Source organism: Lunatibacter salilacus, from assembly GCF_009797935.1.
GTDB lineage: Bacteria > Bacteroidota > Bacteroidia > Cytophagales > Cyclobacteriaceae > Lunatibacter > Lunatibacter salilacus.
Genome location: NZ_VOLC01000020.1, coordinates 19,047 through 43,389, shown reverse-complemented (window position 1 = coordinate 43,389; position 24,343 = coordinate 19,047). Strand labels below are relative to the sequence as shown.

Annotated in this window: 22 protein-coding genes; 17 read left to right on the top strand and 5 right to left on the bottom strand. The window is 41.3% G+C overall.

Translation table 11 applies throughout. From position 1 onward, the window contains the following. Positions 1-126 precede the first annotated feature (126 nt). The 7 genes from FQ608_RS22000 (at position 127) to FQ608_RS27595 (ending at position 4,981) form a co-directional block, all read left to right on the top strand. Complete coding sequence (locus FQ608_RS22000; protein WP_158860655.1) at positions 127-561, top strand: RrF2 family transcriptional regulator; 435 nt, start codon at positions 127-129, stop codon at positions 559-561. A 36-nt stretch (positions 562-597) separates the two neighbouring features. Continuing rightward, complete coding sequence (locus FQ608_RS21995; RefSeq protein ID WP_158860654.1) at positions 598-2,466, top strand: cbb3-type cytochrome c oxidase subunit I; 1,869 nt, start codon at positions 598-600, stop codon at positions 2,464-2,466. 382 nt (positions 2,467-2,848) lie between these two features. Then, on the top strand, positions 2,849-3,853 hold the full coding sequence (locus tag FQ608_RS21990) for a cbb3-type cytochrome c oxidase subunit II (RefSeq protein WP_158860653.1): 1,005 nt from the start codon (positions 2,849-2,851) through the stop codon (positions 3,851-3,853). A gap of 2 nt (positions 3,854-3,855) precedes the next feature. Beyond that, positions 3,856-4,092, top strand: a complete 237-nt coding sequence (locus FQ608_RS21985; RefSeq protein ID WP_234364329.1) for a hexameric tyrosine-coordinated heme protein — start codon at positions 3,856-3,858, stop codon at positions 4,090-4,092. Then, entirely contained in the window at positions 4,089-4,355 is a 267-nt protein-coding gene (locus FQ608_RS21980; RefSeq protein ID WP_158860652.1) for a hypothetical protein, read from the top strand. Before FQ608_RS21985 ends, FQ608_RS21980 begins: the two co-directional genes overlap by 4 nt. Positions 4,356-4,370: 15 nt before the next feature. Next, positions 4,371-4,793 carry a cytochrome C gene (locus FQ608_RS21975; RefSeq protein WP_158860651.1) on the top strand — a complete coding sequence of 141 codons (423 nt, stop codon included), beginning with the start codon at positions 4,371-4,373 and terminating at the stop codon, positions 4,791-4,793. Then, positions 4,793-4,981 carry a group III truncated hemoglobin gene (locus tag FQ608_RS27595; protein WP_234364328.1) on the top strand — a complete coding sequence of 63 codons (189 nt, stop codon included), beginning with the start codon at positions 4,793-4,795 and terminating at the stop codon, positions 4,979-4,981. Before FQ608_RS21975 ends, FQ608_RS27595 begins: the two co-directional genes overlap by 1 nt. Before the next feature lie 213 nt (positions 4,982-5,194). Here FQ608_RS27595 and FQ608_RS21965 read toward each other — a convergent pair whose 3' ends face one another. Together FQ608_RS21965 and FQ608_RS21960 are read right to left on the bottom strand one after the other, a co-directional pair. Then, entirely contained in the window at positions 5,195-5,896 is a 702-nt protein-coding gene (locus FQ608_RS21965; RefSeq protein ID WP_158860650.1) for a DinB family protein, read from the bottom strand. A gap of 332 nt (positions 5,897-6,228) precedes the next feature. Beyond that, entirely contained in the window at positions 6,229-7,077 is an 849-nt protein-coding gene (locus tag FQ608_RS21960) for a universal stress protein (RefSeq protein WP_158860649.1), read from the bottom strand. A gap of 409 nt (positions 7,078-7,486) precedes the next feature. Between FQ608_RS21960 and FQ608_RS27590 the strand changes: the two genes are divergently transcribed. The 8 genes from FQ608_RS27590 (at position 7,487) to FQ608_RS21920 (ending at position 17,716) form a co-directional block, all read left to right on the top strand. Next, on the top strand, positions 7,487-7,921 hold the full coding sequence (locus tag FQ608_RS27590) for an HPr-rel-A system PqqD family peptide chaperone (protein ID WP_234364327.1): 435 nt from the start codon (positions 7,487-7,489) through the stop codon (positions 7,919-7,921). Then, entirely contained in the window at positions 7,908-8,954 is a 1,047-nt protein-coding gene (locus tag FQ608_RS21950) for an ATP-grasp domain-containing protein (protein WP_158860648.1), read from the top strand. The genes FQ608_RS27590 and FQ608_RS21950 overlap by 14 nt, the downstream gene beginning before the upstream one ends. Before the next feature lie 19 nt (positions 8,955-8,973). Then, a complete protein-coding gene (locus FQ608_RS21945; protein ID WP_158860647.1) occupies positions 8,974-10,332 on the top strand; it encodes an alanine racemase in 1,359 nt (452 codons plus the stop codon). A 17-nt stretch (positions 10,333-10,349) separates the two neighbouring features. Next, the gene (locus FQ608_RS21940) at positions 10,350-12,527 is read left to right on the top strand and encodes an urea transporter (RefSeq protein ID WP_158860646.1); all 2,178 of its coding nucleotides are present in this window, start codon (positions 10,350-10,352) and stop codon (positions 12,525-12,527) included. Beyond that, entirely contained in the window at positions 12,512-13,858 is a 1,347-nt protein-coding gene (locus FQ608_RS21935; protein WP_158860645.1) for a tetratricopeptide repeat protein, read from the top strand. Before FQ608_RS21940 ends, FQ608_RS21935 begins: the two co-directional genes overlap by 16 nt. A 103-nt stretch (positions 13,859-13,961) precedes the next feature. Further along, entirely contained in the window at positions 13,962-14,612 is a 651-nt protein-coding gene (locus FQ608_RS21930) for a tetratricopeptide repeat protein (RefSeq protein WP_234364326.1), read from the top strand. A 546-nt stretch (positions 14,613-15,158) separates the two neighbouring features. Beyond that, a complete protein-coding gene (locus tag FQ608_RS21925; protein ID WP_158860644.1) occupies positions 15,159-16,559 on the top strand; it encodes an MBL fold metallo-hydrolase in 1,401 nt (466 codons plus the stop codon). A 296-nt stretch (positions 16,560-16,855) separates the two neighbouring features. Then, positions 16,856-17,716, top strand: a complete 861-nt coding sequence (locus tag FQ608_RS21920; RefSeq protein ID WP_158860643.1) for an SDR family oxidoreductase — start codon at positions 16,856-16,858, stop codon at positions 17,714-17,716. A 139-nt stretch (positions 17,717-17,855) separates the two neighbouring features. Here the strand turns inward: FQ608_RS21920 and FQ608_RS21915 are convergent, their stop codons facing one another. Genes FQ608_RS21915 through eat form a run of 3 tightly spaced genes read right to left on the bottom strand, consistent with a single transcriptional unit; the run spans position 17,856 to position 21,989 of the window. Then, entirely contained in the window at positions 17,856-19,229 is a 1,374-nt protein-coding gene (locus FQ608_RS21915) for a Gfo/Idh/MocA family protein (protein ID WP_158860642.1), read from the bottom strand. A gap of 56 nt (positions 19,230-19,285) precedes the next feature. After that, the gene (locus tag FQ608_RS21910) at positions 19,286-20,650 is read right to left on the bottom strand and encodes a glutamine synthetase family protein (RefSeq protein ID WP_158860641.1); all 1,365 of its coding nucleotides are present in this window, start codon (positions 20,648-20,650) and stop codon (positions 19,286-19,288) included. Then, entirely contained in the window at positions 20,643-21,989 is a 1,347-nt protein-coding gene (gene eat, locus FQ608_RS21905; RefSeq protein WP_158860640.1) for an ethanolamine permease, read from the bottom strand. The genes FQ608_RS21910 and eat overlap by 8 nt, the downstream gene beginning before the upstream one ends. Before the next feature lie 825 nt (positions 21,990-22,814). Between eat and FQ608_RS21900 the strand changes: the two genes are divergently transcribed. Further along, positions 22,815-23,705, top strand: coding sequence for a 3-hydroxyacyl-CoA dehydrogenase family protein (locus tag FQ608_RS21900; protein WP_158860639.1), 891 nt, complete (start codon positions 22,815-22,817; stop codon positions 23,703-23,705). A 4-nt stretch (positions 23,706-23,709) separates the two neighbouring features. Next, positions 23,710-24,327: a deoxynucleoside kinase gene (locus FQ608_RS21895; RefSeq protein ID WP_158860638.1), complete on the top strand. Its 618-nt coding sequence runs from the start codon at positions 23,710-23,712 to the stop codon at positions 24,325-24,327. Positions 24,328-24,343: the final 16 nt, after the last annotated feature.

The following is a 24,343-nucleotide window of genomic DNA, read 5'->3' as shown; positions in this document are numbered from 1 at the left end:
TTAAACTAGACATTTTTTAGAAATATTAAAACCTTTCAAAGGTTTTGACCTATCAAACTTATTTACGATAAATTTGTCGTAATTAAAAAAAATACACTACATTTGTTGGATTAACTGACCAATATCATGTTTTCCAAATCCTGCGAATACGCTATAAAGGCCATTATCTATATCGCCACCAAGTCATTGGAGGGAGAACGAGTTAAAATCAGTGAAGTAAGCAGAGGTATTGATGCGCCAGAGGCCTTTACGGCTAAAATACTAACTTCCTTGATAAATAAGAAAATCCTGGAATCCAAAAAAGGCCCCTACGGAGGTTTTATCATTGACATCAAAAAGATAACGGAAATTAAAGTCAGCGATATCGTCTCAGCAATAGATGGCGATGATATTTACACAGGGTGCGGCCTTGGGCTGGAGGAATGTAACAGTAACCGGCCTTGTCCAATGCATGATAAATTTATAAAAATAAGAGAGGATCTCCGGGAGATGCTTGAAACTACCACAATATTCGATTTGGCTAGCGAACTTAAATCAGGCAAAACCCTATTGATACGATAAAAAAATTTAAACCTATTTCCGATAAATTTATCCAAAATGAAAATCAGGAATTTTTATGTCAGCTTATTATTTATTTTAATCAATATCCCATCGGAAATCTCCGCCCAACCCACACCAAATCCTGATACTTCGAACTGGATGGCAAGTCCGGGTATTATTGGAACGATCTTACTCATTGTTACGGTACTTATTATCGCCATATTCATACTCATTGTCAAAGCTTCAGCATATTTCTCACACCTTCAAACTAAAACTGAGAGAAATAAAAAGAATGAATTTAGCGAGAGACTTTTGGATATGAATGAAGTAGAAATTGCTCGGATCCTTGAAAGGCGAAAAAATTCGGCATCCTATAGATTATCCGACAACGAACTCGGAAGTAGTCTCGAAGTAGACGATCCCCGCGGTATCATTGCCGGTGTAACCCATGAACCAAACAATCCCATCGTAGACGAAAAGAAAAAGTCCCCCATCACCTACGATACACCCTACCAGCTTAAGAAAATTATAATATGGTATATCGGCGCCTCCGTTTTTTGGCTGGTATTCGGCACGCTGATCGGTCAATATCTGGGGCTGAAATTTTTATGGCCCGAAATGGATTCCGTTTCTTGGCTTTCCTTTGGGAGATTGCGTCCTGTCCATACCAATGCCGTTTTTTGGGGTTGGGCATCACTTACCATGATTGGTTTGGGTCATTTTGTCATCACGAGGACCTCCAACAATACGTTATACAGCTATAAACTCGCTTGGTATGCCTGGTGGTTGATGAACCTAAGCGTTGCGATTGGCACACTGTTTTTAATGTCAGGAATCAACAACGGTGGTGGAGAATACCGAGAGTATATCTGGCCGGTGGCACTGCTTTTTGCCCTTGGTATAATCCTCACTTTTTTCAATTTCTACCAAACCGTAGCGCGTCGTAAAATCGAAGAAATCTACGTATCCAACTGGTATTTGCTGGGTGGATTGGGTTGGACCATTATTCTGGTTGTCATTGGCTATCTTCCGATGTATCAGGATGGACTGGGTGAGACCGTCATCCAGGGATATTATATGCACCAAGGAGTCGGCATGTGGTTTATGACGTTTACATTGGGATTGATTTACTATTATCTCCCCTCTTCCCTGAACAAACCCATTTATTCTTATTCTCTCGGGGTTTTGGCATTCTGGACACAGATGCTGTTTTACACGCTTATTGGCACCCACCATTTTGTTTTCAGCCCCTTGCCGTGGTGGCTGCAGACAGTGGCAATTGTATTCAGTGCTGGCATGTTGATCCCGGTAGTAGCGGGCACAACCAACTTTCTAATGACCATGAAGGGAAGTTGGAATGAAATCTCGAAGAGCTACGTCCTCCCCTTCTTTTTGGTCGGGGTTGTATTTTATTTTGTAGGATCCGCGCAGGGAAGCCTGCAAGCTTTCCGGTTCACGAATTTCGTCTGGCATTTTACGGATTTCAACGTAGCGCATTCGCATATGACGATGTATGGGATTATCACATTTATCCTTTGGGCTTGTGTGTATGCCATACTTCCCAAAATAACAGGCAGAGAACCAAGACAAATATTAGTAGGGATGCATTTCTGGATGGCGTTTATCGGTCTCTTTGCTTATATGGTCTCACTGATGATAGGTGGCACCCTCAAGGGACTAAGTTGGATAGAGGGCGAACCCTTTATTGCTTCTGTGATCCTAATGCAGCCTTTCTGGCTATGGAGGGCAATTGGTGGAACCCTAATGTTTATCTCCCACCTCTTGTTTGCCTATAATTTCTACGTGATGATCAAGGATCAAAAGAAAACGATAATAAATCCCAACGGAAATATACCGCAGTCGGTGATTTCAGAATCAAACGAACAAGGGTTAAAATTGAAAGAGTTACCTGTTAATAGGATTTGAAACCGAGCATGACGAACGCGTCAATTGGTGGGATGATTGTCCTCTATGCCAGATGCCCTGTCTGTCGTACTTTAGGCAGGCATTTGACCAACGAAGAACAAAATATAAACAGATGAAATCGAGCATGACGAATACGTCACACAGTGGGATGATTATAAAAGCGAGATTCCATCTGACCTATTAAAATCAAATTATAAACAGATGAAATCGAACACGACTCAGATGACGCACGGAGGGATGATTATAATTGCGAGATTCCATGTGGCCATTAAAAAACAATTATAAACAGATGATATCGAACATAACGAAAGCGTCACACAGTGGGATGATTATCATGGCGAGATTCCATATGGCAACTGAGGAACAATTATAAACATATGAAATGTTAGACTTCCATAAAAATCACAAACTTCTAGTAGGCACTGCGATATTCGGTTTTTTGATGCTGAGTGTTTTGGTTGCCCTCATACCTGCTTTTCAGATTCAAAAGACTCAACCTCTCCCTACCATGGAGGTATTTTCGGAGGAGGAATTAAATGGGCTCCACATTTATGTACAGGAAAATTGTATGTCATGCCATACCCAACAGGTAAGAAATATAGAAATGGACAATACGTGGGGAAAAAGGCCGTCCATTCCTTCTGACTATTACTTCAGTAAGCAAAGACAGGACCTGTGGAGACAATCTCCATCCCTGTTGGGAAGTGAAAGAACCGGACCTGATCTTACAAACGTGGGGCAAAGACAACCGGGCATGGAATGGCATTTATTGCATCTGTACAATCCAAGGATTGTAGTCAAGGAATCCATCATGCCCTCCTATCCGTGGCTTTTTGAGCTTAAGGAGGAATCAAAAATCAAGGATACGGACTACTTGGTTCCCGTTCCCCAAACATTCCTTAATGCGTCCACCAAAAAAGTGGTTGCTTCGCAAAAAGCCCTTAATCTCGTAGCCTACCTTCAATCCCTGAAACAAGCGGAGATGCCTCAAAACCCTGCTGTTAGTTTCATTCCTTCCTCTAAGGAAAAGGAGACTGCAAACAATACGGGTGAGGCAGTACTACCCAATGGTCAGACATTATATATGAATAATTGTGCTGCCTGTCATCAGGCTGAAGGGGGTGGACTTCCGGGGGCCTTTCCTTCCCTAATCGGGAGCCCCATTATCAACGACGAAAATCCGGAGACATTAATCAGAATCATCTTGGAAGGCTATGATGCGCGGCCGGAATTTGGTGTTATGCCTGGCTTTCAGGAAACGCTTTCTGATGAGGAAATAGCCGTAATTGCCAGCCATGAACGCTCCAATTGGGGAAATACGGCCGGTGCAGTCACTATAGACAAGGTAAAAGAAATCAGATCATTTGTAAAAACCCTTAAACAATAACGATGATGGAAACGAAAGAAATATATTTGGAATCACTGATAACAGCCACCCCGCAGGAAGGCCGTGACCTGGCAATTAAATTAGCCCGAAAATCAATTGCGGCAATCCAGCCGAATAGCGATATACGCAAAAATCTTAGAAGTGACTATGCCCAGGACACCGCGCAGCTGATCGCTTCCTCACAGGTAATTGCTACGGAGTTTCAGACCATTGCCATGGCTAATAATTACTGGAAATGATGCGGAATTTAAAATCCCTCCTGATTGCTCTCGTCATTTCCTTGTACGTACCTGTAAGTTTTGCTTGTGAAGTGTGTAAATCCAATCAGCCTAAGGTGCTGGAAAACATAACACATGGACAAGGACCTCAGGGCAATATAGATTACGTCATTACCTGGTCAGCAGCCATTCTGGTCGTCTTCACCTTGGTTTTCAGTATCAAATACCTTGTCAAGCCCGAAGAAAACCTTTCTGGACATATCAAAAACATTGTCTTGGAATGATAAAAAGTAGTAGCTATGGAAGATAACAGAACAGTTAAAATTTTTCTTGATTCGGACCCAAAACCATTTGCGGAATTCGCACCCCCCGTAAAGTTTATTTTGGACACAACAAAAATTCCGGATGGAAAACATGTGCTAAAAATTCTCGCAAAATCCACTTCCGGGAAAGAAGGCATCAAAACAGTTTCCTTTGAGGTGAGAAACGGACCTGATATTTCGGTTATGGGAATAAAAGAGGGGGAAGTTGTCAACCAGCAAATCCCGATTACGGTGAATTCCTATGGAAGCGAGCGTAACGATTTCTTTATGATCAGAGGTTCAGAAACGCCCCAGGCAATTCCCGCATGGGTTTGGGCCCTCATCATTTCCTTTGTAGGCTTTGCGGCGTTTTATTTCACCATGTTCTGGAATCCGGAACTGTATACATCTTATTTCTAATGATACCAAAAAAAGAAATTTCTACGCTTGACGACATCAAATCAATGGTAGATGCCTTCTATGAAAAGGTCCAAAAAGACAGTTTGCTTAAGGATATTTTCAACGAAAAAATCCAGGAAAGGTGGCCTGACCATCTGGAAAAAATGTACAAGTTTTGGCAAACAGTTTTATTGGAAGAACATACTTAATTTGGCAGTCCCTTTGTGCCACATGCCCGGTTAGCGGTGGAAAAAGAACATTTTGACCGCTGGATCCAACTATTTTTCGAAACGATAGATGAGCGGTTCTATGGCGAGAAGGCAGAAAAGGCCAAATGGCAGGGAAATAAAATGGCAGAAATATTCCATACAAAAATTCAATATCGTCAAAATAGTTCGGTTAGTTCTATTCTGTAAACTTAATCAGTCAGCTTCACCTTTAAGGAGTTTTAGATAAGCCGACATTTGCCCACGATGGTAGACCTCATGTTCTATCAACCTGTCCATAACAAACCACCACAGACTTGAATCTTCGCCGTTTTCATCCCTGACGTTTTCAGAAAAGTCTGATTCATTCAAGATCTCAAGTATTGCTTCTCTTTTTGATTGCAGTTCTCGAAGTCTGATTAGGAGGTTGGTGAAAGTTTCGCGGTCAATCTTTACCTGGGGAGTATCTATTCCCAAAACCCAAACATACTTTTTTTCGGGCATTTCCATCATTTTCATAAACAGTTCATCAACGTAAACGAGGTGGACCGCAATATCCCCAAAACTCATGCTGTTACTGTTCAACCTCCAATTGATAAATCCTAAGGGTATTTGTTGAAGTCTTTTTAAGGTCCTTTCCCTGACATCTCTTGAAAGCTTTGAAATTTCAGACTTCAATCCCAAAGAATTTGCTTTTTTGAATTCAGAGGGTTTTTTGTGTTCCTCAATATGATGCAAAAGAAGTTGCTGAAGACTTTCAAGATAGATTTGAAGTGATTTTTCATCTACTTGGTGTCCGTTTCCAATTGGAATAGTAATTGGGTTTTCGTCCAAAAAACAGTACAGTTCTGGGTATTTACTTTCTATTAATAAAGTCGTTTTTGTAATTTCATCAATTAACTTCTGTAAATTTTTCATTTCACATTCTTTAAAAATTTGCACATATAATAGGAACAATCACAAATAAGTGAATGAAAAAAAGCAGGATATAAACCATTCCCATGACCAAAGGATATGAGATCAGTTTATTTTTGGTAGTGGGAGTCAATAAATGTGCGATAAGACCATGTACGCCGGCCATGAAAAGAAAGAAAGGAACGATTGAAAAGATCTTTAAGAACTCTTTGTCATAATTTTGGACAGCAATCCCATAAAAGTAAACTCCGATCAAAATTGAGAAAATCAATAATCCCAGATAAATTCTTCGTGCTATCATGATTTTAGTGTTTAATTGAATGTATTAAAATTCGTTACTTGACATTATGTTGGTTAAAACTCAAAAGAGGGATCTTGGTCCTGAATTCCATTTTTTTGACCAAGTCCTTATGAAACAAATGGTCAACTAGACCATGTCTTTCCTTTTCGAGCATGACAAGTAGGTCAAAACGATTTTTGGATAAAAATGACTCAAGGCCCTCGGGGATTGATAGAGATATATAATGAATTAATTCAATATTTTTATCCAAATTTCTTTCATTGAGCATTTCCTTAAACCGCTCGATTTTCTTAGCTTCGGAATTTGCTTCAAGGCTACTTATATGAACTACACTAATGCCTGGCTGAAAAGGTTCCATAATATGGTTTAGTTGCTCCAAGGCTTTGATATCATCTTCATACAAATCACTTGCATACAAAACTTTTTCAAATACCTCAACCGAAGAGTTTTCGGGTATTGCCAATACGGGCACGGGTGATTTGGAAAGAAGTGATTTGGTTGTACTTCCTACAATAATTTCTCGGGCCTTGCTTCCTCCTTTTGTACCAATAACGACAAGGTAAGGGTGAACTTCATCTATACAGGATAGAACCCCGTCCACCACAGATGGATTTTCAATGACGTGGTAAACGGGTTTTAATTCATCATCCGAATCTGATGAATAGCGATCGAAGAGCTCCGTTAACTTTTCTTTAGATTCTCTGATTGCCTGTCGTTCCATTTCGAGTGGTTCCGCTGTATATGGATAATTCCAAGAAGTCGGAATGTCAAATACATGTAACAAATGGAATTCTGCATGGTGCTTTTTGGCCAGATTTAAAGCTATGCGAAATGCCGATTCTGCATTTTTGGAAAAGTCGGTAGTATATAGGATTTTTTTCATCTTTTTGTTCCCTTTCGGATTTCTTGAGGATTAAAATTACATCTTATCATCTGTTTTATTTGTGACAATTATCATATATCAGGTTGATTTTGATTTATTTAATAGAATTTCAGTTTTGGCCGTGGAGATGAAAAGCCATACGCAACCGTTAAGGTCAGGTTAAAAAGTCGTTTGATATTATAGCTCCGATTTCTTAAGGTGAGTATTCCGTAATTCAATATCAGTTTAAGAAATCTGCTTATGAATTTGGCTATCACCAAAACAAATCTCCCTTTTTTTAAGACAAAGCCGTTGGTATCAGTTTTATTAGACCATAGGTTGCTTTCCTCATTGATATTGACCGTCTCTTTTGTGTCTGTAGTTTATGAAGGGTTAGAAGAGCTCACCCAAAAACGTTCGAGAAAACCAAGTGGGCAAAAGAGAAGAAGGTAGGGCAACAAGGATTCAGAGTGAAACCTCAGAAGTTCCAAAACCTCTTAGATTATTATTTATAGGTTTTCTCAATCAAGTGACAAAAGTCATAGAAACTCCAAATACAGATAGCTACCTTCATGATTGGATTAAAAACGCTCAAATTATCCAATCCATGCTGAAAATCAAAAAAAATATCGCTATCAGTGATTCCGGATTTGTATTTGACCCCGGTACGGGAGATTCCTATTCGCTGAATCCGACCGGATTGGAAATAGTACAATTGATCAAATCGGGCAAGTCTTATCAAGAAATACTTCAGGAGATGTTGGCGAAATATGACATGGATGGGGAATCCTTTGAGAGATACTTTTATGACTTCACCACTACCCTCAAGCAAATGAGACTTACCGATCCACATGGAGAAGATTAAATTAACGATCGCCTTATCCGGCCTAAATAATATTGACAGCCCCGGGCCTGGAATACCGGTCACACGGGGATTACGGGATTCGCTTAAAATTGATCCAAAAATCATCGGGTTGGCCTATGACAACCTGGAACCCGGCCCCTACATGCATGAATTGATAGATAAAACATATAAAGTCCCCTACCCTTCTGACGGGATAGAGCCCCTTTTGGAAAGGATCCGATATATTCATGAAAAGGAGCACATTGACGTGCTTATTCCCAATTTTGACTCCGAGCTTTTCACTTTTATGAAATCAGAAAAGATTTTGAAAGAGATGGGCATCAGGACATTTCTTCCTACCATGCAGCAGTTTGAAGAAAGACATAAATCCAACCTGCCTCAGTTTGGAGAGAAATATGGGATTAACGTTCCTTACAGTGAACCCATAGGAAGTATCATGGATTTTAGAAAAATTGAGGACAAGTTTGAATATCCTGTGGTCGTCAAGGGTAAGTTCTATGATGCCTACATCGCTTATGATTTCGAACAAATAGGCATTTATTTCAATAAAATCGCAGCCAAATGGGGATTGCCCATCGTGATACAGGAATTTGTTAAGGGCACTGAAGTCAATGTGGTAGCCCTGGGAGACGGGAATGGCAATACCATCGGAGCGGTACCCATGCGGAAAACATATATCACAGATAAAGGGAAAGGCTGGGGCGGAATCACGCTAGAAGATCCTGTTATGCTGGAATTGACCCATAAAATCATTTCCCAAACCAACTGGAGAGGTGGTATGGAACTGGAACTTATCCGGACTTCCGATAATGAACTCTATATGATAGAAATCAACCCCAGGTTACCTGCATGGGTCTATCTAGCCGTTGCAGCCGGACAAAATCTACCGGAGGCTTTGGTATTGTTGGCTATGGGAATGGAGGTAAAGCCCTTCACCCATTATGACGTAGGGAAAATGTTCATCAGGTATTCCTATGACATGATCTGCGATTTGAAAGAATTTGAACAGCTTTCCACAAAAGGAGAACTATAACCGACAAAATTATTCTTCCATGACCAAGTTAACCTTCGAAAGGCCTGTCATACAACGGATCAATGCGGGTCTGCCAAGCAAATACGGCATGTCCCACAAATTGGAACCCATCAGTCACATTGACAATATTTCCATCCATTCCTTAATCGAATCCTACGGTTCTCCATTATTTATCATTTCTGAGGCTACGATCAGAAAAACCCACAAAAATGCTTTTAGGGCATTCAGTTCGAGGTATCCCAAAGTCCAATTTGCCTGGTCTTACAAGACCAACTACCTGAATGCGGTCTGCAATGTCTTTCATCAGGAAGGTTCCTGGGCAGAGGTGGTTTCAGGTTTTGAATACGACAAGGCAATGGCCAATGGAGTTCCGGGTGAATTGATTATATTCAACGGTCCGGATAAAAGCAGGGAAGACCTGAGAAAAGCCATTAAAAACGGCTCCCTCATCCATATCGATCACTTTGACGAATTATACGAGATTATTTCCCTCTCCAAAGAAATCGAAGAACGACCCAAAGTAGCCATTCGTGTCAATATGGATACCGGTATTTATCCCCGTTGGGACAGGTTTGGGTTTAACTATGAAAACGGTGAAGCCTGGGATGCCCTCAACCGGATCATGGCCAACAAAAAATTGGATTTATTGGGTCTACATACCCATATCGGCACCTATATGATGAGTACGGATGCCTACAAAATCGCAGCAACCAAATTGGCTTCACTTGCAGTCAGGTTAGAACAAAAACATGGGCATGTCCTGCAATATATCGATATGGGCGGTGGTTTTGCTTCAAAAAACACCCTCAGAGGGGCATATTATCCAGGTACAGATACCACCCCCTCATTTGATGACTTTGCCGAGGCGATTACTTCAGCACTGATGAGCAGTGAAATCAAGCCGGATAACCTTCCTATGTTGATTTTGGAAAATGGGCGTGCGCTGATTGATGACGCTGGCTATTTGGCAGGTACAGTGCTCGCCAACAAAAGATTGGCAGATGGAAGAAGGGCTACGATTATTGATGCAGGTGTCAATATCCTGTTTACCGCATTTTGGTACGAACATGACATCAGGCCTGTGGAACCGGTCTCCGAACAGACAGAAGACACAACCATCTATGGACCATTGTGTATGAATATTGATGTCATCAGAGGAAATGTCATGTTCCCCCTGCTCAAAAAAGGCGATCAATATGTCATTAGAAGAGTTGGGGCATACAACAACACCCAATGGCTGCAATTCATCAGCATGAGGCCCAATGTAGTATTGCTTGATGCAAAAGGTAATCCACATTTGATCAGAAAAAACGAAACACTTGAAACTATCAATTCTCAGGAACTGACACCCGAACATTTGAATAATTTCGACCTATAACCATATCTGATAAAGCTGTGAAAAAACTGGCATGGTTTCCGGAAGCACTGTTCAACAGCTACGCACAGGTATTCTTTTCCAATAACAAATGGTTTGGAATCATCCTGTTGGTGCTGACTTTCGTGGATTTCTATGTGGGAATCTATGGACTGATATCTGTGACTACCGCATTATTTACCGGATATTTCATGGGACTGTATGAGCACAATATCCGACAGGGGTATTATGGATTCAATTCGCTCTTGGTAGGTGTTGGCTTATCTATCTATTTCCAGCCCAGCCTACTGCTTTTGGTTTTGGTGATTATATCGGGAATGCTGACGGTGTTGTTATCGCTTTCTTTTGAAGGAATTTTGGGGAAATATGGGCTTCCCTTTCTGAGTTTGCCTTTCATCCTTGTCTTTTGGATACTCAGGTTGGCTACCAGAGAGTTTGAATCGTTAGGATTAAGTGAAAGGGGCATTTATGTATTGAATGAATTATATCTACTGGGTGGAAAGAATTTGGTCACCATGTATGAATGGTGGAACCAAATTCCATTTCACACCTCCCTAAAAACTTATTTTCTTTCCATTGGTGCAATTTTCTTCCAACAAAATATCTTTTCGGGTTTTTTCGCCGCTTTGGGTTTATTGATTTATTCAAGAATAGGTTTTACCCTTTCTTTGCTGGGTTTCTACATCGCCTACCTATTTTATGTTTTATTGGGTGTTCCCTTCTCGGAAGTTTCTTACAGCTACATAGGCTTTAATTATATCCTGGCCGCCATCGCCTTGGGAGGCTATTTTATTATTCCCAATAAAAGCTCCTATTTAAGTCTCTTATTTATCATACCCATCACCGCCGTCATAGGCATTTCTCTACAGCAGGTTTTCAATCTGTTTTATTTACCGGTACACTCCTTTCCATTCAATGTGACCGTATTGCTGTTTTTGTATGGCCTGAAATTCAGGGTGGACAATCGGATAGGTTTGAGTACCATTTTCTGGCAACAGCAATCGCCTGAAAAGAACCTGTATAACTTCCTCAATTTTCAGAAGAGGTTTGGCAAAGGAAGTCCCTTTCCGTTCTATTTGCCTTTTTTTGGGGAATGGACAGTGACCCAAGGTCATAATGGAACATTTACCCACAAAGACGAATGGAGTCATGCCTGGGATTTTGAAATTCAGGACGAGCAGGGCAAAACCTACCAAGATGCGGGAGACTTTCTTACAGACTATTATTGCTTTGATAAAAATGTACTGGCCCCGGCAGATGGGATCGTCGAAACTTTCGTCAATGACACCGATGACAACTCCGTAGGAAAAAGAAATCTGGACAAAAACTGGGGCAACACCCTGGTCATCAAACATTCGGAATTTTTATTCAGCAAACTCAGCCACTTGAAAAAAGGCTCCATATTGCCAAAGGTCGGGGATAAGGTATACAGGGGAGAAATCATCGCTAAAGCGGGCAATTCCGGCAATTCCGCCTATCCTCACCTCCACTTTCAGTTGCAGGCCACTCCTTTTATCGGTTCTAGAACCATCGATTATCCCATTTCAGATTATTGGATGAAATATGAAGGAGTAGAAACGTTGGAGGCAGTGGGGAATCCTCCCTTACAAGCAAAGGTTTCTACTTTAACTCCTAATCCGCAACTGAAAAAGGCCTTTTCTTTTGTCATTGGCAACCAAATCCAATGGGAAACCAATACTGGGGAAAAAGTTGCTTGGGAAGTAAAAAGGGACTACTTGCTCAATACCTATCTTGAATGCACGAAAACAGCTTCCAAAGCTTTTTACAAATTGGATGAGGGGATACTCCATTTTATCCACTTTGTGGGTGACCGAAAATCTTTGTTATGTCAATTCTATCTGGCAGCTTATAAAATCAGCTTTGGATATTCCAATAAGCTCCAATTGAAGGACAGTTTCCCTGTGAATATGGTCTTCCATCCCAACAAGATATTCCTACAAGATATCATTGCGCCATTTTATCGGTATTTAAAAGGAGAATATCTTCTGTCCTACCCGGATAAAGCAAGGGGATTGGGGCAACAAACAATAGTGCTTAATGGCAAGGTCATCAAATCAGCGTTCGGAAAAGAAATGGAACATGCCGAATTTCTATTTCAGATTGGGGCCAGTGGATTACAACGTTTTCAGTTTAAAAACAAACACTTTCAAACCCAAGCAAAATGTATAGAAAGCTGATCTTATTCACTATAATAGTCGGATTGGGTCTCTCAGATAAACTCTTCGCCCAACAAAGTCTGCCTCAGGTGGACGCACTGACTTATAGGCTTTTCCAACAAAAAGCTTGGGGCGAGCTGATCAAAGAAGGCAAAAAAGCCATTCAAAATGGCATGGATTTTTACTATTTGAGGGTAAGGATGGGCATAGCCTTTTTTGAAAAAACCAATTACCATGAAGCCATCCGCCATTTGGAGAAAGCCAGCAAAATGAACAATGCTGAAGCTTATATTCAAGAATATCTCTATTATGCTTATTTATTTGCCGGAAGGAATACGGAAGCAAGACTGATTGCAGCAGATTTACCCCCAGCATTGAAAAAAAAGACCCAAACGGAGCAGATGCCTGTTGTTGGAAAAATTGATTTGGCCTATAATTATACCGGACAGTCCGACCCTGCTGTGCTTGCCGGGTTCACTGCAGAGGTACCTATTGAGATTGATGGCGTTCAGTTTATTCCAAATAAACACCGCTACTATTATCTGGGATTGGAATTGGACATCGCACCAAGATTTTCTTTGTATCAAGGCTTTTCCTATCTTCAAGTCGATCATTTGTTATATTCTCAGTTAGCAGGCGAGCAGTTTTCGGATAAGGATTATTTGACAACCTTACACCAATACTATGTCGCCGGAAATGTTCTTTTAAGCAAAGGGCTGACCCTTGTGGGCGGGATCCATTTAATCAGAAGAATCTTTCCCGTGACCACCGAAGTGATTACAGGCCCGTCGGGAAGACCTGAAGCAACACGCAGGATTTCCAATATGGGAGAAAATGATCTGGTAGGGTTCTTATCTTTATACAAAAGGTTCAACAAGGTTACCCTTGGAGCATCCTTTTACCGGGGTTCCCTTTTCAATTTCACACAAAATCAAGGAGATGCAAAGCTCATTTACTATCCCTTTGGTAACCTGAACCTTTACACCCAATCCACATTTTCTTTCCATCAACAGGATTTTGGAAATGGGAATACGATCAGCAATTCTGTGTTCGATCAGCAAATAGGTTTCAGAACTACCCCCTGGCTTTGGGTGGAAGGGTACGGCACTTCCGGAAACATGAATAATTTTTTGATGAAAGATGGACGTGTGATTTTCAATAGGATGGATACTATCAGGCAGCGATTGGGCGGAAGGTTTATTTTCCTTCCTGGCGCTAAGCTGAAATTGACTTTAGACTATACCCTGTTCAGGAATGAAAGTGAGTTTTTCCCCTACTCGGGAAATGAAAGTTTCAATAAAAAAGAATACAATGCACAATCCCTTACAGGCATATTCACATGGACATTCTAAATTTTAAAGTCATGAAATCGAGCATGACGAAAATCGTCACACACTGGGATGATTATAATACATGCGAGATTCCATCTGACCTCTAAAAAACAATTATAAACAGATGAAAAAAACATTAAAGGAGCTAGTTTGCCTGTCTTTCAATACTAAATCCCTTATCCTGATAATTATCTTATCAGGAAGTCTAAGCATGGGTGCCATTGCTCAGGATAAAATCATTGATGCTTTTAAGCAGAGTTATGCCCTTGAAAGAACCGAAAATTTCAAAGGCGCCATTGAGTCCTTAAAAGCAGTTTATCAGACCGATGTTTACGAACTAAACCTGAGACTAGGCTGGTTGACTTACTTGGCGGGGCAGGTTAAGGAATCGGTGGAATATTATTCCAAGGCCGTTTCCTTGAAACCATATGCCATAGAACCAAAACTGGGATTGGTGCTACCGCTAGCGATACAGGGAAAATGGGTCGAAATAGAAGAACTCTATCTAAAGATTCTACAGACAGACCCTAACAATTCTTTGGTCAATTACAGATTGGGACTGATTTATTACAACAGAGGGAATTTTGATAAAGCTGATTCTTATCTGGAAAAGGTCGTCAACTTATATCCCTTTGATTATGACGGATTGATATTATTGGCTTGGAACAAATTAAACCTTCAGAAGAGCAGAGAGTCAAAGGTATTGTTCCAGAAAGTACTGATGAACAATCCAGATGACCCCTCCGCCTTGGAAGGCTTGAAATTGATCAAATAGTCTTAATACATTATATATAAAAAAATATCTTTGACCTGACAGTAGATTATCAAAAACCCCTACGTGCAGGTAGATTGGAGCTGGGGACAAAGCAACGGGCGCGGTAATTTCCCAATTTTATCACTTTCAGGCTAGGAGTTAATTCAATCCTCGTATTGATATCTTCAATACACTTATAATAGTCTACAAGCTTGAGGGAACAGATTTCAATCTCAACCAAAAAGATTATTTTGAAAAGCATGTATTCTGGTTGAAGTATAGTTATAGGTTTTGGCTCCTCCTGATTTGCAATCCCGAGGACAGATAATTGGAATTTAAAATTCCAATAGTATGGAATATCGAGACCAGGATTACAAATTTTGGTTACCTGGGGTTCGATATTACAAATGTCGAACAGTTAGGACAGTTAAAATATTTCTCCCTTAGGTAATTTTTATCACACTTTAACGGGCTTCGTTATGCTTACATTTGTATTAATAAATCTAAAGCTTGGATACTTACACTAATCCAATTCTTTAACAATTTGAAATTAAAAAATAGAAAAATATGTTCTTCGAACTCGTTTATGACAAAAGTTTGGCGCAGGCCAGTTATGTAATCGGATGTCAGGCAGCAGGAATCGCTGCTGTAATCGATCCAAAAAGAGATGTAGATACCTATATCAACATTGCAAAAGCCAACAACTTGAAAATCACCCATATTCTGGAAACCCACATCCATGCGGACTTTCTCAGTGGTTCAAGGGAATTGGCAACTTTGACAGGTGCGGAAATGTACTTATCGGATGAAGGTGATGAAAACTGGAAATATGAATTTCCTCATAATAACATCAAACATGGTGATGTGGTAAAAATGGGCAACTTGGCTTTTGAAGTTCTCCATACACCTGGACATACACCTGAAAGTATCAGCTTTCTATTGACAGACAAACCTGCTACCAATGAGCCTGTGATGCTATTTACTGGTGACTTTGTATTCGTAGGTGATGTAGGAAGGCCTGATTTATTGGAACAGGCTGCCGGTCTGAAAGGAACGCAGGACATCGGCGCTGCCCAGATGTTTGATTCCCTACAGGAATTCAACAAACTTGGAGATTATATTCAAGTATGGCCAGGACATGGAGCAGGTTCAGCATGTGGCAAAGCCCTCGGTGCCGTACCATCGACTACAGTAGGATACGAAAAGATAAGAAACTGGGCCTTACAGCTTTTAGATGACAAAGCAGCTTTTGCTAAGGAATTGTTGTCCGGTCAACCTGAGCCGCCAAAGTACTTCGCCATGATGAAAAAACTCAACAAGGTGGACAGAAAACTGGTAACTGAGGTTCCTACGATTAAGAACCTTTCCAAAGAAGCATTTGAAAAAATCAAGCAGGAAGGTTTGAAAATTATAGATACCAGACCTTGGGAAGATTATGCGAAAGGATTTCTAAAAGGCACTTTAAATATCACTAACAATAACTCCTTTTCCACCTGGATGGGTTGGTATTTGAACTACGAGGAAAAATTCATCATCATCGCTGATGAAAACCAAGTTGATGATATTACCAGGAAGCTGATGAGAATAGGTTTGGATAATTTGTCAGGATACATCACCCCTGAGCAGCTGGCCTCATTTGAAAAAGGAAACCTTGAAACGTACTCACCAATAGACAAAGAAACTGTAAAATCTAAATTGAAAGAAGATGCTCAGGTGATTGATGCAAGAGGCGCATCCGAATTCAATCAAGGTCATATAGAAGGTGCCATCAACCTATTTGTTGGCAAACTTCCCCAGAATCTTGACAAAGTATCCAAAGACAAACAGGTCATCATTCATTGTCAGGCCGGTGGTAGAGCTGCAATAGCATACTCTATTTTAAAAGCCAATGGTTTTGACAATATACTGAACTATGCGGGTGGATGGAATGACTGGGTAGCGACAGAGAAAGAGTTGGTTAATGGTTGATTGTGATTGATTGTTGGTCGAAAGGCCAGTTTGTAGGAGAGCCCGGGAAACCGGGCTTTTTTTTTGTCCTGATCCTCGTGATTTGCAATCCCTAATTGGAAACTGTAATTCCAATAGCCCCCTTTAAGAAGACTAGGTTTACAAATCCCATTTTATCTGGGTTCGACATTATAAATGTCAAACAGCGGCGTTTCATTTTTTCAAAATTTTAGTTAGCTATTTCACCTTGTTTCTCCTAAACTTGAAAGATGCCGAAATTTATTTGCGTTTGATAATTTTAATAACTTATATTTAATATGAAGGATAAAATCTGCCTAATAACCGGGGCCAACTCTGGAATTGGCTTTGAAACGGCTAAAAGTTTATGTGAAAAGGGTGCCACTTTAATCTTGGTCTGCCGATCACTGGAAAAAGCAAAGAAGGCCATCGATGAAATAAAAACGGCTATTCCGGGAGCTATTGCCTTACCTGCTTTTGCGGATTTGGCTTCGCAAACTGACATACGAAAAATGGCCGCTCAAATTAACGCTGAATATCCAAAGTTGGACGTACTGATCAACAATGCTGGCAGTTGGTTTTCAGAAGTTGAATTGACAGAAGATGGAATTGAGCGTCAATGGGCGATCAATCATCTGGCCCCCTTCTTACTTACCCACCTCCTACTTCCACTACTGGTAAAATCCGATGATCCACGGGTTATCACGGTCAGTTCAGACTCCCATTTCCACGGGAAAATTCATTTTGAAGATGTCAATCTCCTTAAAAACTACCATGGCTTGAGGGCCTATGCCCAATCCAAACTGGCCAATGTGCTGTTTACTTTGGAATTTGAACGCAGGAAGGATGATTTGCCCATTTCTACCTATGCTGTACAGCCGGGACTGGTGAAAACTGACATTGGTGTCAAGCATACCATTTCCTTTCATGCCATCATGTGGAAATTACGGAGGCTTGGAGGCGTGTCTCCCCAAAAAGGGGCTGAGACTTCCATCTTTTTGGCAAGTGATAAGGACGTAAGTAAGCTGAGTGGCAAATACTGGGATAAGTGCCAACCCAAATCACCCTCAAAAAATGCTGTAAATGAGGGTGATGCGGCAAATCTGTGGGAGTTAAGCTTGAAGATGTGTGGGATAGATGATTTTTTTACGGGTATCTAATCGGGTGTTTTTCCAAATGCCGTTATCACTAAAGATACCACGGCAGGAATCACGTCCTTTTTTTACCACTTTGAAATACTCTATTTCCCTTCAAAGAAAAGCTATGCCACTAGTTTAACACAGTCTTGGAAATACCGGTCTATACTAAGTATTTCCTATACAACGAACCCCAAGGTTCACGCATTTGCCTATTTAGAAACTGATTCGCTGCAAAGCTATTGGTGAAACGCTCCTTTACCGGATCCCAGTCCAGATCTTGGTTCAACATCATGGCTATATTACCTAAATGGGCAATAGTAATTGACCTATGCCCTACTTCACAAGGAGCTATTGCCTCTTTTCTGGATAGGATACAGTCAATGAAATTCCGGTAATGATTGTCACTTTTGTACAAGTTAATCTCCTGTGGTCCTATCACAGTATCATCCAGTTTTTCCGGTGTTACTTTATAATTTCCCCTTGAAACCCAAGCCTCGCCTTCTGAACCTATAAACGTAACTCCTTGCTTGGCTTCATGAGAAACGATCAGTTTGACACCGTTTTCATATAAGCATTCGAAGTAAAACTCCGTTGCCGTATTCCAAACCGGGTGATCTGACCAAACGGACGATGGGTTCTGGATTTTTACAGGTCCGGTATGGTCCATCCCCATGCCCCATTGGGCTATGTCAGGATGGTGCCCTCCCCAGTCAGTCACCATTCCCCCGGAGTAATCGAGCACCCACCGATAATTCACATGGGTTCTTGACGGGGAATACGGTGCCTCCGGAGCCGGGCCGAGCCAGGTGTCGTAATCAAAATCTTTGGGAACTGGAACGGTCTCTGTTAAATGCCCCGTTTTGCCAAAGTCCGGTGTCCCACCCGGTAAGCCGCATACAACCGTTTGCAGCTCACCAATCCTACCGTTTCTTACCAATTCACATACCTGTCGAAATTCTTTGCCGGAGCGCTGCTGACTTCCTGTTTGAAATATTACCCCATACTTCTTTACTGCATCTGACATTGCCCTTCCCTCTCCTATGGTAAGTGTCAGGGGTTTCTGACAATAAATATCTTTTTTATTTGCGGCTGCCATCAATACGGGGATGGAATGCCAATGATCCGGAGTCACGACTTCTACAGCATCTATATCCTTGGCCTCTACAATTTCCCGGAAATCAAGAAAACCCTTGGTAGATCCGTATTTCTTACCGTGTTTTTCACTGTAGTAGTCATCAACCATCTTCATGATAAATTCCCTGCCGGCCACTTTTCCATCCCAATACCCTGGGCTTTGTTTATTGATATCACAGATACTTGTAATTTGAACTCGGGGGTCATCAAGAAAGCCCCTTACATCATTTCCAGCTTGATTTCCGGCACCAATAAATGCCAAATTTATCCGGTCAGAGGGAGCGACAAATCCATTTTTTCCTAATGCAGAGCCAGGTATGATGGTTGGAACTGCCAGGGTACCTGTTGCAAGGATTCCAATTTGTTTGATAAAGGTTCTTCGGGGTGTATTCTCTTTCATGGTATTTGGTTATTAAGCATGTTTTATCAACATATGGGTTCGGATGAATGAAATTCTTAGATTATTTCAAAATAACGTTTCCGCTCCCAATCGGTAACGGATGCCGCAAATTCCCGGCATTCCCATTCCCTGGTATTGCAGAAATGTTCCACAAATGCCTCGCCAAAGAGTTCTTTTGCCACAGCAGATTCCTTCATCTGGGCAGTCGCTTCCTGTAGCGAGGTTGGAAGTGTGCCGTTGCTGAAATCCCTATATCCATTACCTACCGATGCGGGCTGATTAAGTGGAAGTTGATGGGCTATACCGTACAGACCGGCAGCCAAGCAGGCACTCATCGCCAGGTAGGGATTGACATCAGAACCCACCACCCTTGTTTCTAAGCGGGTGGAACTTTTCCCACGGGACAGAACCCGCAAGGCTGTAGTCCTGTTATCCACTCCCCAAGTTAGCGTTGTAGGAGCCCAAGCCCCTTCGACTAATCGCTTATAGCTGTTTATGGTGGGAGCTACAAGAGGTAGCATATGGGGGAGGCAATATAACTGTCCCGCAATATACTGCTTCATCAGCGCACTCATATGTAAGGGATCATTTTGGTCATGAAACAAGTTGCTTTCCAAATCCAAATCCCACAGGCTTTGATGAACATGGCCGCCGTTGCCGGGAAGCTTCTCAGACCACTTGGCCATAAAGGTCGCCATTATCCCATGTTTATAGGCAATTTCTTTTACGCTGGTTTTGAACAACACCGCTCGGTCAGCTGCGGTGAGAATATCTCCGTACTGTATAGCGGCCTCATATACTCCGGGGCCGGTTTCGGTATGCAGTCCTTCCAAGGGGATTCCAAACCGATGGCAATAATCAAACAGATCATGAAAAAACGGCGATTTCTGTGAGGCCTTCAAAATGGAGTATCCAAACATTCCGGGTGTTAGCGGTTTGGTTTTACTTAATTCCTGTCCATAGTATCCGTCGGGTGTAGTCTCAAAATTAAACCATTCAAATTCCTCCGAGAATTGTGATTTAAACCCCATTTCTAAGGCCCGGTTATTTATGCGCTTAAGCAAGGTGCGGGGACATACGTCTAATCCTTCTCCTTTTTCATTGCTGAAATCTGCCAGAAAAAACGGGATATCATCTTCCCATGGTATCTGCCGGAAGGTCTTGATGTCTACCATAGCATCAAAATCCGGATAGCCATTGTGCCAACCGGTCACATTCACGTTGTCATAGGACTTATCTTCCATATCCCATCCAAAGACAACCGCACAAAAGCCCATTCCCCCATCCAAAATAGTTCGAAATTTATCAGCAGATACGATTTTTCCACGTAGAATACCGTCAATATCGACTATTGCTAGCTTTACCTTGCTACAGGAATTGTCGCGTAAATAAGCCCTTATATCATCTTTCGATTTAATCATTTGAATCAGCTTTTGCTAAGTGAGAATATATGAACAACCTGAAAAAGACATACGCCCCGATAAGCATCCCAAAAAAGATCAATGCAAGGGGAAAATTATAAATAACCATGGCAATCAAAGAGACAATGGCGATAACCAATGCCGTTGCGGGAAATAACGGATATACAGGTACTTTAAAAGGACGCTCCAATTCAGGTTCATTTTTTCGCAGGTAAAAGAAAGAAACCATGGATAAAATGTAAAGACAAAGGGCTCCAAACACGGCGATGGTGATAATTTCCCCTGTTTTTCCAGTCATCAAGGCGATTATCCCGATTATCATATTAAAGATTAAAGCATTGGCCGGAGTTTTAAACTTCTTATGTACTTTGCCAAAAGCCTTCGGCGCATACCCTACCCTGCCAAATTCAAATGTAGATCTTCCAGCTGCGAGGATAATTCCATTAAAGGATGCAACGAGGCCAAACAAGGCGATAAAAGTTAACAAAGTATAAAAGATATGGTCGTTGCCCACCACCATTTCCATGGCTAAAGGCAAGGGAGAATCAGAGGGTTCCATACTTCCAGCAGGGAACACGATGGCCTCCCAACCGCCCACTCCGGCGGCAGAAACAAAGGTAAGCACACACAAAACAATAAGTGTAAGCAGCGCAGTACCAAATCCAATCAAGATATTTTTCTGCGGATTGATGGTTTCCTCCGCCACATTCGCTACTCCTTCAATCGCTAAAAAGAACCAGATGGCAAAGGGAATGGCCGCAACTACACCCATATATCCGTTTGGAAGCGCATTTATCTTCAAATTTGAAAGTTCAACATCTGGTAAAGTAACGCTGGCAAAAAGAATCAAACCACCCACCGCTATAATGGTAATCACGAGCTCAAAAGATGCGGCTATCTGCAACCCGGAAATATTTAGTCCAGTAAAGATCAAATAGGCTACTATGCCAATCCAAATCACATTTAATTCTGGAAAAAAAATACTGAAATAAGCGCCTATTCCAGCAGCAATAGCCGGTGGAGCAAAAATAAATTCAATATTCTGGGCCATTCCGGTGAGAAACCCAAGATGTCTTCCCAATCCCCGCTCAGCATAGGCAAAAGCTCCTCCAGCGCGGGGAATAGCACAGGCCATCTCTGTATAGCTAAATGTAAAGGTGATATACATTAGAATGATAAAAAACACGGCAATGGCCAGACCTAAAGTCCCACCTTCCGCTAACCCGAGATTCCAACCGAAATAATTTCCGGAAATTACATACCCCACGCCTAGTCCCCAAAGCATAAAGGGACCTAATGTTTTTTTCAGTTCTTGATTGCTCGTACTGTCGTTTACCATCGTATGCTAATTGATTGATTGTTAGGGCAATTTTCAACCAACTGAAAAATTTATCCTGTATTTTGGTAAGAATTCAGAAGTTTATTTGTTGAATTTCTAAATATATTAAACATTGCCATAAAACCGTAAAAACTTAATCCCAAAAATTGAAAAAAATTTAATAGAATTTGGCACTTCCTTAATATTTGAAACCTATGAACTATAATGATGCGTTCTCAATTTTGCCGCAAAGGGCGCAAAGAAGGCGCAGAGGCCGCTAGGGATATCGAAAAACGCTATGTGAACTACTGTGAACTATATGGTTAAAAAAAGACCACGACGGGCACGGAGAAGGCACAGAGAGCACAAAGTTTTTTTTAGAAAATTCTCCGTGTCCTCTCGGTGTTTCTCATTTTTACCGCAAAGGGCGCAAAGAAGGCGCAGAGGCCGCTAAGGATATCGAAAAACGCTGTGTGAACTACTGTGAACTATGTGGTTAAAAAAAGACCGCGAAGGGCACGGAGAAGGCACAAAGAGCACAAAGTTTTTTTAAAATTCTCTGTGTCCTCTGTGTTACCTCCGTGTTCTCTGTGGTTCTATTGAAAAATTGACTTTGAAGGAAACATTCTTTGGAGGCTAATTTAAGTGAAATAGATTAGCGTTGAATTTTTGTTGGTATGAAGTATTACACAAAAGCCTAATTCAGAAATTTAATTTTTTAAGAAAGTCGTTAAAAAACAAACATGCTTATCAGAAACCTCACGTACAATTTCAAAAATAGGTCGGTTTTCATTTTATTAAAAACTATTCCCCATACCTTTGTCTAATCTCATATCTCGAAATTGTATGAAAAATATTAGTGTTATCGGTTCAGGGACCATGGGAAATGGAATTGCCCATGTGTTTGCGCAGTTCGGCTTTAAAGTTTCAATGGTGGATATTTCCCAGCAGAAACTAGATAGCGGAATGTTGACAATAGGAAAAAACCTGGATCGGCAAGTCAAAAAAGAATCTATTACTGCAGAAGAAAAAATTGAGATTTTAGGTAGAATTGACACCAATTTGCGGATTTCGGAGGGAGTAAAAGATGCGGATATAGTGATTGAGGCAGCAACGGAAAATTGGGATATAAAGCAGGAATTGTTCAAAGAATTGGACAGCCAAGCTCCCAAAGACGCAATTTTGGCAAGCAACACCTCCTCCATATCCATTACCAAAATTGCGGCCGTCACTTCCAGGCCGGAAAAGGTAATTGGTATGCACTTTATGAACCCTGTTCCTATAATGCCACTTATTGAAGTAATCAGCGGATATAGGACCTCTACCCTAGTCCTAAATGAAGTAATAGAATTGGGCAAATCAATCGGAAAGGATCCCGTAGAGGTAAACGATTATCCCGGTTTCGTTGCCAACCGCATATTAATGCCCATGATCAATGAGGCCATCATATCCCTACAGGAAGGTGTGGCAAGTGTCAAGAGCATCGATGCAGTAATGAAATTAGGCATGGCACATCCCATGGGACCCCTGCAATTGGCTGATTTTATTGGATTGGACGTGTGCCTTTCCATCCTCAACGTGTTATATGAAGGTTTCGGGAATCCCAAATACGCGCCCTCACCCCTTTTAATCAATATGGTACAAGCCGGAATTTTGGGTGTAAAGACAGGGGAAGGATTTTACGCTTATTCCAAGGATAGTAAGGAAGCGGTCGTTTCCCCGAGATTTAAAAATTAAACCTATGCATATCGCTATTGCCGGAAATATCGGCTCGGGAAAAACCACCCTGACCCAGCTATTGGCCAAACACTATCAGTGGGAGGTGGAATTGGAGCCTGTAGAAAACAATCCCTATTTGGTTGAGTTTTATGCCGATATGCCGAAATGGGCTTTTCACCTACAGGTGTACTTTCTTCATAGTAGATTTCAGCAGATGAACCGGATCATGCAAGGCGGGAAAAGCACCATTCAAGACCGCACCATCTATGAGGATGCCCATATTTTCGCTGAAAATTTGTTCGAGAACGGGATTCTTTCCGAAAGAGACTACGCCAATTATCGGGGACTCTATGATTCCATGATTCCCTTTATTCAGGCACCAGACCTGCTGATCTACCTCCGGGCCGATATCCCTACATTGGTGGGGCAAATAGAAAAAAGGGGGCGGAATTATGAAAACAGTATCCGTATTGATTACCTGAAAAATCTCAACAAACAATATGAGGCCTGGATTGCATCATACTCCTATAGTAAATTGCTTATTGTCGATGTTTCAAATATAGACTTTGTAAACAACCGGGAGGATTTTTCCGGCATTTTGGAAAAGGTAGAAGGGGAAATATTTGGATTGTTTAGATAAACACAGCGGGTCCCAT